This is a genomic window from Microbispora bryophytorum (assembly GCF_006874465.1).
In the GTDB taxonomy this organism is placed as follows: Bacteria; Actinomycetota; Actinomycetes; order Streptosporangiales; family Streptosporangiaceae; genus Microbispora; species Microbispora bryophytorum.
The window spans coordinates 115588-130488 of sequence record NZ_VIRL01000013.1 but is presented as its reverse complement, the minus strand read 5'-3'; the positions used below and the strand labels follow the sequence as shown (position 1 = coordinate 130488).

15 protein-coding genes and 1 pseudogene are annotated in these 14901 nt (G+C 69.8%); 6 read left to right on the top strand and 10 right to left on the bottom strand.

The genetic code is table 11. The features are described 5' to 3' along the window. The first annotated feature begins 153 nt into the window (after positions 1–153). Positions 154–780, top strand: coding sequence for an NADPH-dependent F420 reductase (locus FLX07_RS22635; RefSeq protein ID WP_142573114.1), 627 nt, complete (start codon positions 154–156; stop codon positions 778–780). 129 nt (positions 781–909) lie between these two features. Here FLX07_RS22635 and FLX07_RS22630 read toward each other — a convergent pair whose 3' ends face one another. Beyond that, complete coding sequence (locus FLX07_RS22630; RefSeq protein WP_167748359.1) at positions 910–1344, bottom strand: type III secretion system chaperone family protein; 435 nt, start codon at positions 1342–1344, stop codon at positions 910–912. A 101-nt stretch (positions 1345–1445) separates the two neighbouring features. Further along, on the bottom strand, positions 1446–1994 hold the full coding sequence (locus FLX07_RS22625) for a TetR/AcrR family transcriptional regulator (RefSeq protein ID WP_142573111.1): 549 nt from the start codon (positions 1992–1994) through the stop codon (positions 1446–1448). A gap of 73 nt (positions 1995–2067) precedes the next feature. Here FLX07_RS22625 and FLX07_RS22620 point away from each other — a divergent pair, with 73 nt between their 5' ends. Beyond that, entirely contained in the window at positions 2068–2790 is a 723-nt protein-coding gene (locus FLX07_RS22620) for an SDR family oxidoreductase (protein ID WP_142573108.1), read from the top strand. 36 nt (positions 2791–2826) lie between these two features. Here FLX07_RS22620 and FLX07_RS22615 read toward each other — a convergent pair whose 3' ends face one another. From FLX07_RS22615 to FLX07_RS22590, 7 genes are all read right to left on the bottom strand, one after another. Next, entirely contained in the window at positions 2827–3462 is a 636-nt protein-coding gene (locus tag FLX07_RS22615; RefSeq protein WP_142573106.1) for a pyridoxamine 5'-phosphate oxidase family protein, read from the bottom strand. Positions 3463–3547: 85 nt separating this feature from the next. After that, positions 3548–3715 (bottom strand): hypothetical protein, encoded by a 168-nt coding sequence (locus FLX07_RS36590; protein WP_167748358.1) that lies wholly within the window; start codon positions 3713–3715, stop codon positions 3548–3550. A gap of 369 nt (positions 3716–4084) precedes the next feature. Beyond that, positions 4085–4216: a hypothetical protein gene (locus FLX07_RS38495; protein ID WP_308424429.1), complete on the bottom strand. Its 132-nt coding sequence runs from the start codon at positions 4214–4216 to the stop codon at positions 4085–4087. An 80-nt stretch (positions 4217–4296) separates the two neighbouring features. Further along, complete coding sequence (locus tag FLX07_RS22605; RefSeq protein ID WP_142573104.1) at positions 4297–5298, bottom strand: LacI family DNA-binding transcriptional regulator; 1002 nt, start codon at positions 5296–5298, stop codon at positions 4297–4299. A 44-nt stretch (positions 5299–5342) separates the two neighbouring features. Continuing rightward, on the bottom strand, positions 5343–6221 hold the full coding sequence (locus tag FLX07_RS22600) for a carbohydrate ABC transporter permease (RefSeq protein WP_142573102.1): 879 nt from the start codon (positions 6219–6221) through the stop codon (positions 5343–5345). Then, positions 6221–7135, bottom strand: coding sequence for a carbohydrate ABC transporter permease (locus tag FLX07_RS22595; RefSeq protein ID WP_142573289.1), 915 nt, complete (start codon positions 7133–7135; stop codon positions 6221–6223). The genes FLX07_RS22600 and FLX07_RS22595 overlap by 1 nt, the downstream gene beginning before the upstream one ends. A 2-nt stretch (positions 7136–7137) precedes the next feature. Continuing rightward, positions 7138–8454 carry an ABC transporter substrate-binding protein gene (locus tag FLX07_RS22590; RefSeq protein WP_142573100.1) on the bottom strand — a complete coding sequence of 439 codons (1317 nt, stop codon included), beginning with the start codon at positions 8452–8454 and terminating at the stop codon, positions 7138–7140. Positions 8455–8661: 207 nt separating this feature from the next. On the opposite strand from FLX07_RS22590, the gene FLX07_RS22585 reads away from it, so the two are divergent. The 3 genes from FLX07_RS22585 (at position 8662) to FLX07_RS22575 (ending at position 13181) form a co-directional block, all read left to right on the top strand. After that, the gene (locus FLX07_RS22585) at positions 8662–10719 is read left to right on the top strand and encodes a beta-galactosidase (RefSeq protein ID WP_229689888.1); all 2058 of its coding nucleotides are present in this window, start codon (positions 8662–8664) and stop codon (positions 10717–10719) included. Positions 10720–10810: 91 nt separating this feature from the next. Next, the gene (locus FLX07_RS22580; protein ID WP_142573098.1) at positions 10811–12001 is read left to right on the top strand and encodes a glycoside hydrolase family 53 protein; all 1191 of its coding nucleotides are present in this window, start codon (positions 10811–10813) and stop codon (positions 11999–12001) included. A gap of 88 nt (positions 12002–12089) precedes the next feature. Continuing rightward, positions 12090–13181, top strand: a complete 1092-nt coding sequence (locus tag FLX07_RS22575; RefSeq protein WP_189105045.1) for a glycoside hydrolase family 53 protein — start codon at positions 12090–12092, stop codon at positions 13179–13181. A 102-nt stretch (positions 13182–13283) separates the two neighbouring features. On the opposite strand, the gene FLX07_RS22570 is transcribed toward FLX07_RS22575, so the two are convergent. Beyond that, positions 13284–13532, bottom strand: a complete 249-nt coding sequence (locus FLX07_RS22570) for a hypothetical protein (RefSeq protein ID WP_142573096.1) — start codon at positions 13530–13532, stop codon at positions 13284–13286. Positions 13533–13681: 149 nt separating this feature from the next. Here FLX07_RS22570 and FLX07_RS22565 point away from each other — a divergent pair. Beyond that, positions 13682–14859: pseudogene (locus FLX07_RS22565) on the top strand (RNA-guided endonuclease InsQ/TnpB family protein); the annotation flags it as partial. Positions 14860–14901: the final 42 nt, after the last annotated feature.

Below are 14901 nucleotides of genomic sequence, written 5' to 3'. Positions count from 1 at the left end.
CCGGGTGGCCGGTGATGCGAGCGCGGGCCGGTGGGGGAGTTCACCCCGGACGAGGCCTGACCAGCGGCGGGACCTCCTCGAACGGGCCGTCTTCGTCCTTCACGACACGCCGGCCGGGGGAATGACACCGGCGGCGGCCGTGTTGCCCCAGCCATGGTTATTGGACTCATCGGCAGTGGGAAGATCGGCGGCACCCTCGCGAAGCTGGCGGTCGACGCCGGGCACTCGGTGGTGCTGAGCAACTCCCGCGGGCCGCACACGCTTTCCGAACTCGTCGCCGAGTTGGGCCCGAACGCACGCGCGGCCACCGCGGCCGAGGCCGCGGCGGCGGGGGACATCGTGGTCGTGACGATTCCCTTCGGCAGATACCGGGAGGTGCCGGTAGAGCCGCTGGACGGCAAGATCGTCATCGACACGAACAACTACTACTTCGAGCGGGACGGTCACTTCCCCGAGATCGACGCGGGGGAGACCACCGACAGCGAGGTGCTCGCCGCGCATCTGCCGGGGTCGCGGGTCGTGAAGGCGTTCAACTCCATCAACTTCGCTCACCTCGCCGAGCAGGGTCTGCCCGCGGGCGCGGAGAACCGGCGGGCGCTGCCGATCTCGGGCGACGACGCCGAGGCCAAGAAGGTGGTCACCGAGCTGACCGACTCGTTCGGCTTCGACGTGGTGGACGCGGGCCCGCTCGCGGAGGGACGGCGGTTCCAGCGGGACAAGCCCGCCTACGGCCCCCGGCTCACCGCCGCCGAGCTGCGCGACGCCCTCGCGCGAGGCTGACGGGTCAGGCCGGGGTGAACGTCTGGCGGGTGCCGGTCTCCGCGGAGCGGCGGATCGCGTCGAGCAGACCGTGCAGACGCAGGCCGCGGGCGAAGTCCGGCACCCGCCCTTCGCCCGTCCGCGGGTTGGTCAGTCGGCTTCGAAGGCGAGCCGGTCGGTGAGCCAGCGATGGAATTTGATCGAGAACCTCACCCAGTGGGCCACCATCGTGGTCAGGTGCTCCCTGGTCACGCCGGCCCCGATGTAGACCTGCGAGTCGCCGACGAGCCGGATCGTTCCGTTGTCCTGGGTGAACGCGTACACCTTCGGCCACATCGTGTCCGCGTTCCACTCGTTGAGCGCCGTGAGCAGCATCGGCTTGTCGTCCACCGAGTAGTTCCTTTCGTAGAAGGTCCGCACGGTGAACAGGTCTCCTTCCTTGCCGAAGAGGAAGAAGATCGTGAGGTAGGCGGTGGAGATCGCCAGGTCGCCCTCTGTGTCTATCGTGTGCTCGATGTCCAGCTCGTCGAGGATCTCCTCAAGGAGGTCCCGGTCCGGCTGGACGACCGCTGGGGAAGGCGTCACCGCTCCATCCTGCCGCATCGGGCGGTCGGCAATGAGGCGGATGTGACAGACGATCCGGCGGAGGAGTCCAGTGGCCACCGCGCCCGGGTTTTCGGGCTCGCCTACCGGCCCGGGCGTGCGGCGATCCCGGCCACGAGCGCCGTGATGTCCCCCGCCAGGGCGGCGTCGAGCGGGGCGTGCCGGTTGAGCAGCCGATACCACATGACCCCGAAGATCATGTCGATCAAGAGGTCAAGGTCGGCGCCGGGGGGTGGCGGCATCCGCTCCAGCACCGCACGCAGGGCGTGGCGCCGCGGGCCGATCAGCCGCTCCCGCAGCCGCTCGCCCAGGGCCGGATCGCTTTGGGCCTCCGCCATGAGGCCGGCCACGACCCCGCCGACCACGCCGTCCGCCAGCGCGAAGGTCTCGCGCAGGAACGTCTCCAGGTCGGTCTCCGAGGGAGCCCGGGCGCTCGTGACGAGGTCGGTCATCGCCTCCAGCAGCACGTCGGCCTTGGTGTCCCACCAACGGTAGAGCGTCTGCCTGCCGGTTCCCGCCTCCTCGGCGATGCCCTTCAGCGTCACGTTCGGATATCCGTCGCGCTCGCACAGCCGCAGCGCGGCCTCGAGTATCGCCCGGCGTGCCTGCTCGCTGCGTGGCCTCCCCACCATGCCGCCACTTTACAGGACACCGTGTCTCGATTTAGGGTTTCGAGGCATGATGTCTCGTATGAAGGAGAGTCCGATGAGTGAACGTGTGGTGATCGTCGGGGGCACGAGCGGCATCGGCCTGGCCACCGCCGTACGGCTGGCCGCGTCGGGCCGCGAGGTCGTCGTCACCGGTCGTACGCCGGAACGGCTGGAGCGGGCGGTCAAGGAGATCGGGGAGCGGGGCTCCGGTGTGGTGGCCGACGCCCGCGACCCGGAGGCGATGCGGGACCTGTTCGCCGAGGTTGGCCCGGTGGATCACGTGGTGCTCAACGTGTCCGGCCGGAAGGGGGCCGGTCCGTTCCGGTCGCTTTCGCCCGACGATCTGCGCGGGGCCCTGGAGGGCAAGCTGATCGCGCAGGTGGTCGCCGCCCAGGCGGCGCTTGCGGCGCTGCGGCGGGACGGGTCGCTGACGTTCGTGGCGGCGGCCAGCGCGAACAACGCGCTGGCCGGAGTGGCCGGGCTCGCGGCGGTGAACGGCGCCATCGAGTCGATGGTCCCGGGACTCGCGGTGGAGCTCGCCCCGGTCAGGGTCAACGCGGTGTCGCCCGGTGTGGTCGACACCGAGTGGTGGGACTGGCTGGGGGACGACCGGCAGGGCGTGCTCGACGGGTTCGCCGCCGCCACCACGGTCGGCCGGATCGGCACGCCAGCCGACGTGGCGAACGCGATCGCATACCTGATCGAGACAGGTTACGCGACGGGCACGGTGCTGACCGTCGACGGCGGCGTCCGCCTCAAGCCGAGCGTCCAGTCGTGACGGCGGCCCGCCGCGGCCGGCCGTACGGCGCCGGGGTCAGTGAGGTGCGGTGCGGGCGAGGATGTGCGGCGGGACGGGATGGGCGGCGGCCTGCGGGTCGGTCAGGGGAGCCTGCCACGACCGGGTGAGCGGCAGGATCCCGGCCCACACGTCGTGCGGGTCGTCGGCGTCGTCTGGGTGGCCCTCGCGCACCTTGACCGACGCCTCGGCGAGCGGGACCGCGAGGATCGTCGTGGCGGCCAGTTCCTTGCGGTTCGGCTGCCGGGCGTAGTCCCACTGGCCGGGGGTGGCGTGCTCGGTCAGGAGTCGCAGGGCGGCGAGCTTCTCGTCGCCCTCCAGCACGCGCGGGACGCCGTAGATCATCGCACTGCGGTAGTTCACGCCGTGCTCGAAGACCGACCGGGCCAGCACGAGGCCGTCGACGTGGGTGATCGTCACGCAGACCGTCGTGCCGCGGGTGAGGCTGCGGCTGGCCGCCGAGCCGTGCACGTACAGATGGTCGTCGTCGTAGCCGTACACCGTCGGCACCACCATGGGATCGCCGTCCACGACGACGCCGAGGTGACAGACGAACCCGGCGCGGAGCACCGAGAGCAACACCTCCCGGTCGGTGCGGCCCTGCTCCCGCAGCCGGCGGTGCCGGGTCCGCTCGGTTGCCGACAGATCGCCCATGAGGGGAATTCAACCAGTAAAAGCCTGCGGCCCGTCCGGCGGAACGCCGGACGGGCCGTCTCGTAGACAGCTGCGGACAACCGGCTCAGGCGGCGGACGTCGGCCCGGACGTCCTCGGGAACCGGATGACGTTCCCGCCCGTGTAGGCCTTGAGATCGACGATCTTCCGGTCCGTCCTGTCCCGCTTGGGCCTGCGGCGCAGTGCGGTTGTGATGTCCCTGACCTTGGCGAGCGACGGCACCACCGTGACCATGTTCGTTTCCCCCCGACCGTGATGGTTCCGTGATCTTTCCGGTATAGATATCGCAGAACCGGTAAAACGGGCGTAAAGCCTCCGGTGTCACACGCCTCCGGCCCTGTTCGGCCAGCCGGTCGCATAGGCACGGTTCAGTACGGAAGCGGCCGTCCGGAGGGGGTGCGCAGGTCGAGATCGGCGACGGGACGACGGACGCGGCGGGGCCTGCGGATCGTGCGACGTCTCATGGCGTTCCTCCTTCCATGATGTTAGGCAGACTATTCGCCCCGCGTGCCGCCGTCCTCCCGTTTTCACTCAGCCGGCTCGGCGGGGTCCGGCGCCACCTCGGTGAGGAGGGCCCGTTCTGCCCGGACAGAACGGGCCCGGTCAGAATGGTGGAGGCGAGGACGGGCCCGGTGATGATGGCACCGCGACCACCAGCCAGCCGGTCACGTCCCTGATCTCTTCACCGCCGTCGGCGGCCGTGGCGGAGCGCAGCCGCAGCCAGGCGTCCTGCACGACGTCCTCGGCCTCGTCGAGGCTGCCGAGCAGCCCGTACGCGGCACCTCCTCAGGGTGTGACATCCCCTGACGGAGGAGTCAGGCCGACTCCCTCACGATGAGGCGGGTGGGCAGGATCACCGGGTCCACCGGGCCGCCTCCGTCGACGAGCGTGAGCAGCAGCCGTACGGTCTCCTCCGCGACCTCGGCGAGCGGCTGGCGGATCGTGGTGAGCGGCGGGTGTGTGGTGGCGGCGACCGACGAGTCGTCGAAGCCGCCCACGGCCACGTCGCCGGGCACCTGCCGTCCGGCCGCGCGCAGCGTGGACAGCGCGCCGGCCGCCATGAGGTCGGAGGCGACGAAGACCGCGTCGAGGTCGGGCGTGCGCTCGATCAGCCGGGCCATCGCGCTCTCGCCGCTGAGCTGGGTCCAGTCGCCGTGCTCGATCAGTTTTCTGGAGGCCTTCCTGCCGAGCACGTCGGCGAAGCCCTCCAGACGCTGGATGCCGCCCGGCGTGTCCATCGGACCGGTGATCGTGGCGATCTTCCTGCGGCCCTGCTCGACCAGGTAGCGGGTCATCTGCCGGGCGCCCTCGCGGTCGTCGGCCGCGGCGTAGGGGATCACGTTCTCCTTGCCGATCACCGCGCCGCAGGCGACGGCCGGGATACGCAGCGACTCCAGCTCGTCCACGAGCGGGTCGCCCGCGTGCGTGGACATCAGCAGCACCCCGTCGGCGTGGCCGCCGCGCACGTAGCGCACCACCCGCTCGCGGTCGCCGTCGTCCCCGGCCAGCATGATGACGAGGGAGACGTCCCGCTCGCCGAGCCGCCGGATCGCCGTACGGATCGTGGTGCTGTAGTTGGGGTCCTCGAAGACCTTTTCGTGCGGCTCCGACAGCACCATCACCACCGATCCGGTCCGCTGGGTGACCAGGCTGCGCGCGTTGCGGTTGACGATGTAGCCGGTCTCGGCGATGGCACGGCGCACGGCGGCGTGGGCGGCGGGGCTCACGTACCGGTCGTCGTTGAGCACCCGGGAGACGGTGCCCCGGGAGACGCCCGCCGCCGCGGCCACGTCATGAATGGTCGGACGTTTCGCCATGGTCGTATTTTCCCCCCGCGGATCAGCGTGTTTCCCCGCGCCCATCAGCTTTTCACGGCCCCGCCGGACAGGTCCGTACGCCAATAGCGCTGCATCGTGAGGAACAGCGCGATCAGCGGGATGAGCGACAGCATGGTCCCCGTGATGATCAGGTTGTACAGCGACGGCTGGCCGGCGCCCGCGGCGAGCAGCGTGTAGAGGCCGACCGTCAGCGGGAACCTCTGGTCGTCGCCCAGCATGATGAACGGCAGCAGGAAGTTGTTCCAGATCGCGACGAACTGGAACAGGAAGATCGTCACCATACCCGGCGTCAGCAGCGGCAGCGCCACCCGCTGGAACAGCCGCCACTCGCCCGCGCCGTCCAGGCGGCCCGCCTCCAGCAGCGAGCCGGGGACCGCCGCCTGCGAGTAGATCCTGGCCAGATAGATGCTGTACGGGTGGAGGATCTGCGGCAGCAGCACCGACCAGTAGGTGCCGGCCAGGCCCGCCTTGGAGAACAGCAGATACTGCGGGATCGCCAGCACGACCGACGGAACCAGGATGCCGCCGATGAGCAGGTTGAAGATCAGGCCGCGGCCGGGGAAGGAGTATTTCGCCAGCGTGTACCCCGAGATCGTGGACACCGCGGTCGACAGCACCGCGCCGCCCCCGGCGTACAGGAGGGTGTTGAGCAGCCAGAGCCAGAAGACGCCGTCGCGGTAGGCGAACAGATCGGCCAGGTTGGACAGCAGCCCGGTGCCGGGCGCGAAGGTCGAGGTGGAGAACAGCTCGCCCTCGGACTTGGTGGACGCGACCACGACCCAGCTCACCGGAAACAGGGTGTAGATCGCGCCGAGCACGAGCACCCCGGTCGGCGCGAGCCCCAGCGGTCGGCGCGGCGACGGGCGGGCGGGTCCGCGGGACCCCGGCAGCGCGGCGGCCATCAGCTCTCCCCGAACGCGTGGTTCTTCACGACCCGCAGGAAACCGAACGACAGCACGAGGGAGATCCCGGCGATCACTATGGACGTCGCGGCGGCCGAGTACAGGTCACCGGTGACGAACGCGTCGCGGTACACCTTCATCAAGGGGCTCCAGGTCGAGCTGATCGTGTTCGTCAGCGGCCGCAGGGTGGTCGGTTCCGTGAACACCTGGACGGTCGCGATGACGGAGAACACCGTGGTCAGAGTGATCGACGGCACCAGGATCGGGATCTTGATGCGCAGCGCGATGCCCAGCTCGCTCGCGCCGTCGATCCTGGCCGCCTCGTAGTACTCCCGCGGCACGGCCCGCAGGTTCGTGTAGAGCACCAGCATGTTGAAGCCGGTGCCGCCCCAGACCGCCACGTTCGCCATCGAGAACGTCACCAGGTCGGCGCTCAGGAACGAGTGCTCGCCGAGCGGGCTGAGGCTGGGCAGGTAGAGGAAGCCCCACATCAGCGTCGCCGCCACGCCCGGCACGGCGTACGGCAGGAAGATCGAGATCCGGGTGAGGCGGGCGAGTCGCACGTGCGCCGTGTCGAGCATGAGCGCGAACACGAGGGCGAGCCCCAGCATCAGCGCCAGCACGAGCGCGCCGTATCCGAGGACGCGCAGCCAGCCGGCCCACAGCTCGCCGTCGCCGACGGCGGCGGCGTAGTTGGCGAGCCCGGCGAAGACCTCCGTGCGGGCCCCCTTGCCGAGGCCCAGGCCGGAGACCCTGGTGCGCCGCAGGCTCAGATAGATCGTGTAGCCGATGGGCAGGGCCATGAAAAGCGTGAACAGCGCCATCGCCGGGGCGAGGAACAGGTAGGGCACGGCGCCCGCACGGCCCGCATGGCCCGCACGGCCGGCGCGGGCGCCTGTCTTCGTGGATCGCATCGTCACTGGGCGAGGGTGAAGCCGGACTTGCGCATGTCGGCGACGGTGGCGTCCTGCATGCCCTGAACGGCGGCGGCGAAGTCGGACTTGTCGGCGACGGCCTTGTCGAAGGCGTCTCTGTAGGCGTTGTACGTCACGTTGACGTTCGGGCCGAAGGTGAAGCCGCGGGCGGTGGCGCCGATGTCGGCCGCCTGCTTCCAGAAGTCGGGCTGGTTGGAGAAGTAGTCGGGAGCCTCGGTCATCAGCGCGGCGCCCTTGGCGGAGGCCGGGTAGACCGCGCCCTCCTTGATCAGCAGTCCGAGCGCCTGCGGATCGGTGTTCAGCCAGGTGGCGAACGTCGCGGCGGCCGCCTTGTTGGGCGACTTGGCGGCGACGGCGGTGGAGGAGCCGCCCCAGAAGCCGCTGTGGTTCTCACCCGCGTTCCACTGCGGCAGCGGGGCGACGGCCCACTTGCCCGCGGCCTTCGGCGCGTTGCTCGACAGCACGCCGGGGCCCCACACCGCCGACGGCCAGGTGAGCAGCTTGCCGTCGTTGAGCGCCTTGTTCCACTCGGGGGTGAAGTAGGGCATGCCGTCGATGACGCCCTCCTTCACCAGGCCGCCCCAGTAGGAGGCGACCTTCGTGGTGGCCTCGTCGTTCACCGCGACCCTCCACGCGTCGCCGCTGATCGACCACCACTGCGCGCCCGCCTGCTGGGAAAGCCCGGCGAACCAGCCCGGGTCCTTGCTGGAGAACGTGCCGAGGAAGACCTTGGGGTCCTTCTTGTGCACGGTGCGGGCGGCCTCGGCGTACTCGTCCCAGGTCTTCGGCACCTCGATGCCGTACTTCTCGAACAGGTCCTTGCGGTAATAGAGCATCATCGGCCCGCTGTCCTGGGGGACCGCGTAGACGGCGTCGGTGCCGAGGGTCACCAGCCCCCAGACGCCCTCGCCGAACTCGGCCTTCGCCTGCGCGGTCTCCGCCTTCAGATCGGCGACCGCGTCGGCGGCGACGAAGGAGGGGAGCATCTGATACTCGGCCTGGACCAGGTCGGGCGGGTTGCCCGCCTTGGCGGCGGTGAGGAACTTGGCCGCCGCGTCATCGCCCCCCGCCTGCTTGCTGACCGTGACCTGGATGTCGGGGTGGGCCTGGTTCCACACCGCGACGATCTTGTCCATGTTCGGAACCCAGGTCCAGTAGGTCAGCTTCACCGGTCCGGCCGGCGCCGCGCTCTGGCTCGCTGCCTCGCCGGACGGCTCGTCGGAGCCGCCCGAGCAGGCCGTCGAGAGCGCGGCGGTGAGGATCGCGACCGCCGCCAGTGCTAACCGGTTCACGCGCATATGTTCCTCCAGGCAGGTGGGGGAGGGGGGCAAGAGGCGGATCAGTCTGGGAGCGTTCACAGACTGAAAGGTCCCTTCCGTGCTGTCAATGGTCGTTACGCGGTTGTTAGCGACCCTCGCTGATCAGCGCTAATCGATCGGACCTTCTCGGTAGAACGCTTGTGCGCTACTGTGCACGTTCACAGAAGAGGAATCGAGGGGGGAGACGTGCCCGGATATCCCGTCCTGCCCGAGGGTCTCGCCTACGGCGGGGACTACAACCCCGAGCAGTGGCCGGAGGAGGTGTGGCGGGAGGACGTCCGCCTGATGCGCGAGGCCGGGGTGAACCTGGTCACCGTCGGCGTCTTCAACTGGGGACTGATCGAGCCACAGGAGGGCGAGTACGACTTCTCCCGGCTCGACCGGATCCTCGACCTGCTCCACTCGGCCGGGGTGTACGCCGACCTCGCCACCCCCACCTCCTCGCCGCCCACGTGGTTCCGCCGCCGCTATCCCGGCAGCCGCCTGGTGGACAGGGAGGGCCACGTGCTCGGCGGCGGCTCCCGGCACAGCTTCTGCCCGAGCTCCCCCGACTACGCCGCGGCGTCCGAGCGGGTCGTCGCCGCCCTCGCCGCGCGGTACGCCGGCCACCCCGCCCTGGCGATGTGGCACGTGCACAACGAGTACGGCTGGGCCAACGCCCACTGCTACTGCCCGGCGTCGGCCGAGGCGTTCCGGGCGTGGCTGCAGGACAGGTACGGGGACGTGGGCGCGCTCAACGCCGCCTGGGGCACCACCTTCTGGGGGCTGACCTACGGCGCGTTCGAGGAGGTCGATCCGCCCGCCGCCGCGCCGGTGGGCCTGCTCACCGGGCTCCAGCTCGACTTCATGCGGTTCTCGGTCGACGCGCACATCGCCTGCTTCCGCAGCGAGCGCGAGACGATCCGGCGGTTCAGCGACCTGCCCGTGACGACCAACTTCATGATCCCCAACTGCAAGCCCATGGACTACTGGCGCTGGGCGGCCGAGGTCGACGTGGTGGCCAACGACCACTACCTCGACTCGGCCAGGGCCGATCCGCACATCGAGCTCGCCATGGCCGCCGACCTGACCCGGTCGGTCGCCGGGGGCCGCCCCTGGATGCTGATGGAACACTCGACGGGCGCGGTCAACTGGCAGCCGCGCAACCTCGCCAAGCGGCCGGGGGAGATGCGCCGCAACACCCTCGCCCACGTGGCGCGCGGCTCGGACTCGGCGATGTTCTTCCAGTGGCGGGCCTCCCGATACGGCGCGGAGAAGTTCCACTCGGCGATGGTGCCGCACGCCGGCACCGACTCCCGGATCTGGCGCGACGTGGTCGCGCTCGGCGCGGACCTCGGCAGGCTCGCCGGAGTCAGGGGCGCGCGGGTGGCGGCCGAAGTCGCCGTCGTGTGGGACTGGGAGTCCTACTGGGCGCTCGAATTCGAGTGGCGGCCCTCGGCCGACCTGCGCTTCCGGGAACGGATCGAGGCCTACTACGAGGCGCTGTGGCGCGAGCACGTCACCGTCGACTTCGTGCACCCGTCGGCCGACCTGTCGCCGTACCGGCTGGTCGTCGCGCCCAGCTCCTACCTGCTCGGCGAGGCGCCGGCGAAGAACCTGCACCGCTACGTGGAGGCGGGCGGGCACCTGCTTGTGTCATATTTCTCCGGCATTGTGGACGAGAACGACACCATCCACCCGGGGCCGTACCCCGGGGCGCTGCGAGAGGTGCTTGGCGTGGCCGTCGAGGAGTTCCATCCGCTTCGCGAGCACGAGACGGTCGCGCTGCGGCCGCCGAAGTCACCCGGGCCCGAGTCAACTGGGCCTGAGTCGCCTGGGTGCGAGTCGTTCAAGCCGGAGCCACTCAAGCCCAGTGCGACCGGCCGGATCTGGTCCGAGCGGGTGCGGCCGGCGGGGGCGCGGACCGTGCAGGAGTTCGCCGACGGGCCCGACGCCGGGCATCCCGCCGTCACCCGGCACGACCTGGGTGCGGGCAGCGGATGGTATGTGTCCACCGCGATGGACGCCGAGTCCGGCCTGCGCGATCTCGTCGCGGAGGTGCTCGACCACGCGGGCGTGTCCCGGCCGCGCGGCCTGCCCGACACGCTGGAACTCGTACGGAGGGGCGACCACCTGTTCCTCATCAACCACGCGGACGCGCCGGTGACGGTGGACGGGGTGACGGGCGCCGGCGTGCTCGACGGCGCCGCGTACGACGGTTCGGCGACGGTGCCCGCCGGGGGCGTCGTGGTCGTCCGCACATGAGCGCCCGGCGTCGTGCCGCACCTGACGCGGCGGCGCGATGCCGGGGACCCGGGGGATTTCCGCTGACGTCCTCTCCTGACCGGAGGATCCGATGGTTAGACACCTGGCGGCCCTGCTGTGCGCGGCCGCCGCACTCCTCGCTCCACTCACCCCACCATTCGCCGCCGCCGCGCCCGCGCACGCCGCGGTTCTGGACGCCGCGGTTCCGGACGCCGCGGTTCCAGACACCGGCGGCCCGAGGCCTGGCGGCGGGCCTCCGCTCCCGATCCGGGGCGCCGACGTGTCGAGCCTCGCCAAGTCCGAGGCGCTCGGCGGGACGTACCGTTACGCGAACGGGCGGCGGGGCGACGCGCTGGCGATCCTGCGGCACGACGGGCTGAACTACATCCGGCTCAAGGTGTGGGTGAACCCCGCCGACGGCTACAACGACAGGAGCCGGGTGCTGGCGGTCGCGAAGCGGGCCAAGGCGCTCGGCATGAGCCTGCTCGTGGACTTCCACTACTCCGACTCCTGGGCCGACCCCGGCAAGCAGAACAAGCCCGCCGCATGGGAGTCGCTGTCGTTCGACGAGCTGCAGCAGGCGCTCTACGACCACACCTACGACGTGCTGGGTGCGCTGAAGGCGCAGGGCACGACCGCCGACATGGTGCAGGTGGGCAACGAGCTCAACGGCGGCCTGCTGTGGCCCGACGGCCGCTGGGACAACTGGCCGCAACTCGCCGCCCTGCTCAACGCGGGATACGACGCGGTCAAGGCGGTCTCCGGCCGCACCAAGGTCGTGCTGCACCTCGCGGACGGCGGCGACAACGGCCTCTACCGGTGGTGGTTCGACAACGCCGCGGCCAACGGCATCCGCTACGACGTGATCGGGCTGTCGTACTACCCGTACTGGCACGGCACGATGGCCGCCTTCCAGGCCAACCTGAACGATGTCGCCGCCCGGTACGGCAAGCCGGTCGTGGTGGCCGAGACAGCCTACCCGTTCACCACGGGCGACGACGACGGCTGGGCGAACACCGTCACGTCCGCCGAGCCTTACCCCGGATATCCGGCGACTCCCGCGGGCCAGGCGGCGTTCGCCCGCGACCTGATGAACATCGTCCGGGCGGTGCCCGGCGGGCGCGGGCTGGGGGCCTTCTGGTGGGAGGCCACCTGGACCGGGGTGAAGGGCAACGGCTGGGATCCCGCCGACCCGGCGTCGGGCAACGCCTGGGAGAACCAGGCGCTGTTCGGCTTCGACGACCGGGCACTGCCCGCGCTGCGGGAGTTCGCCCGCCGCTGAGTCAAGGCTCCCTCGTCGTGACGACCTGACCTTGTCACGGCGGGGGTATCGGGGGCGTCCACCCATCCTCTCCTCAACCGGAGGACCCATGAACAGAGTCCTGGCGGCACTCGTCCTGTGCGCCGCCGCGGTGCTCCCCGCCGCGCAACCGGCGCACGCCGCCACCCCACTGACCATGCTCGGAGCCGACGTCTCCTCCGTGCAGCGCTCCCTCGACCTGGGCGCGAGGTACTACGACGCGAGCGGCGCCCAGAGGGACCCGCTGGACATCCTCAAGGGCGTCGGCGTCAACTACGTCCGGCTGCGTATCTGGAACAACCCCGTCAGCGGCTACAACAACAAGGCCAAGGTCCTGCAGTACGCCAGGACGGTCAAGGCCAAGGGGCTGAAGCTGCTCGTCGACTTCCACTACTCGGACACCTGGGCGGACCCCGGCAAGCAGTACAAGCCCGCCGCCTGGGCGAGCCACGGGATCGGCCAGTTGCAGACCGACGTCTACGACTACACCTACGACGTGTGCTCCAGCCTCAAGGCGCAGGGCACGACACCGGACAGCGTGCAGATCGGCAACGAGATCAACGTCGGCATGCTGTGGAACGACGGCAAGGTCGTCAACAACGACTTCACGAACCTGAGCCTGCTGCTCAAGGCCGGCTACAACGCGACCAAGGCGTGCAACTACGGCACGCAGGTGATCATCCACACCGCGGACGCGGACAGTGACGCCCACGCCCGCTGGTTCTACGACGGCATCAGGGCCAAGGGCGTGCCCTGGGACATCACCGGCCTGTCGTACTACTGCATGTGGCACGGCACGCTGTCCAACCTGTACAACGTGATCTCGGACGTGCGGTCCCGCTACGGCAAGCCGGTCGTCATCGCCGAGACGGCCTACCCGTTCACCTCCGACAACGCGGACTGGGAGGGCAACTCGGTGACGTCGGGATGCTCGGGGTACGGCCTCACCTGGCAGGGGCAGGGGGCGGAGTTCACGGCGGTGCAGAACACCGCCCGCAACGCGGGCGCCATCGGCGTCTTCTACTGGGAGCCGACCTGGTATGCGGTGCCCGGCAACGGCTGGGACCCGGCGAACATCAACGGCACCGGCGACGGCTGGGACAACATGGCCGTCTTCAACTGGACCGGCCACATCAACCCGAACGTCCGGTGGACCCCGTGACGGACTGACCATCGAGCGGGCCGCCCGGGGGATGCATCCCCCGGGCGGCCCGCCCCGGCACACCGGCCGGGCCGCCGTTATCGTGCGCTCACCGGCAGCGCACTATTCGGCGAACAGCTCGTCGACCGAGGTGATGACGGCGGCCCTGCGGACCCAGGCGTCCAGCTGGTCCGGGTCGTCGCACCGGCAGATGCGCTCGCGGGCGTCGTCGGAGATCTCCAGGCCCCGGGCGTCCAGCACAGAGAAGATCGACTTAATCTCGCCTTTCGCCTCACCTCTCACCTCGCATTTGGCCAGCCAGTGGGAGAAGTACTTCTCGCCGAGGTAGTCGAAGTCCTGAATGGTAGTCATCAAAACCTCCGAGGAGACCCCCGCCTTCAGGCGGGGGAAGGAATCGGACCCCTGCGGAGCAGGGCAGGGGGTAGCCGATTCGCCGCAAGGCGAACCGGCGTCTCGACCGCACACACGATGCTCAACTGATCATGCGGTAAATGTGAGGCATGGCGCGGATCGTGAAGCGGGCCTACAAGTACCGCTTCTACCCGACCCCCGAGCAGGCTGATGAGCTTGCCCGGACGTTCGGCTGCGTCCGCTACATCTACAACAAGGCCCTGCAAGAGCGGACCCGCGCCTACACCCAACAGGGCCGCCGCGTCTCCTATGTGGAGACCTCCGCGATGCTCACCGCGTGGAAGAAGACGCCGGAGCTGGCGTTCCTGGGTGAGGTGTCCAGCGTGCCGTTGCAGCAGGCCCTGCGGCACTTGCAGGCCGGGTTCGCGAACTTTTTCGCCAAACGGGCCAAGTACCCCACCTTCAAGTCCCGGAAGAAGTCGCGGGCGTCGGCCGAGTACACGCGCAGCGCGTTCCGCTGGCGGGACGGCCAGTTGACGCTGGCGAAGATGAACGCGCCGCTGAACATCCGCTGGTCGCGCCCCCTGCCCGAGGGTGCGCAGCCGTCGACGGTGACCGCATCCCGCGACAGCGCGGGGCGGTGGTTCGTGTCCATCCTGGTGGAGGAGGCGATCCGCCCGCTCGACCCGGCAGACAACCGTGTGGGTGTGGACGCCGGTATCACCGCGCTCGTCACACTGTCCACGGGGGAGAAGGTCACCAATCCGACGCATGAGCGGGCCGACCGGCGCACGCTCGCCCGTGCTCAGCGGGCACTCGCGCGCAAGGCCAAGGGCTCGAACAACCGGGCCAAGGCCCGGATCAAGGTAGCGCGGGTGTACGCCCGCATCGCCGACCGGCGCAGGGATCACCTGCACAAGGTCACCACACGGCTTGTTCGCGAGAACCAAGTGATCGCCGTGGAAGACCTGACCGTCCGCACCATGGTCCGCAACCGCTCCCTGGCGCGCGCCATCTCGGACGCGGCCTGGCGGGAACTGCGCTCGATGCTGGAGTACAAGTGCGCTTGGTACGGACGCGAGATGGTCGCCGTGGACCGGTGGTTTCCCTCCTCCAAGCTGTGCTCCGCCTGCGGCACTCTGCAGCAATCCATGCCGCTGAGCATCCGGTCGTGGACCTGCGCCTGCGGTGTGGCCCATGACCGGGACATCAACGCCGCCAAGAACATCCTCGCCGCCGGGCTGGCGGAGAGGTAAAACGCCTGTGGAGCTGGTGTAAGACCTCAACGAGAGTCCTCTCGGACGGGCGGCCGGCTGTGAAGCAGGAACCCCAACCCGTGAGGGTTGGAATCCCCTCCCTTCAGGGAGGG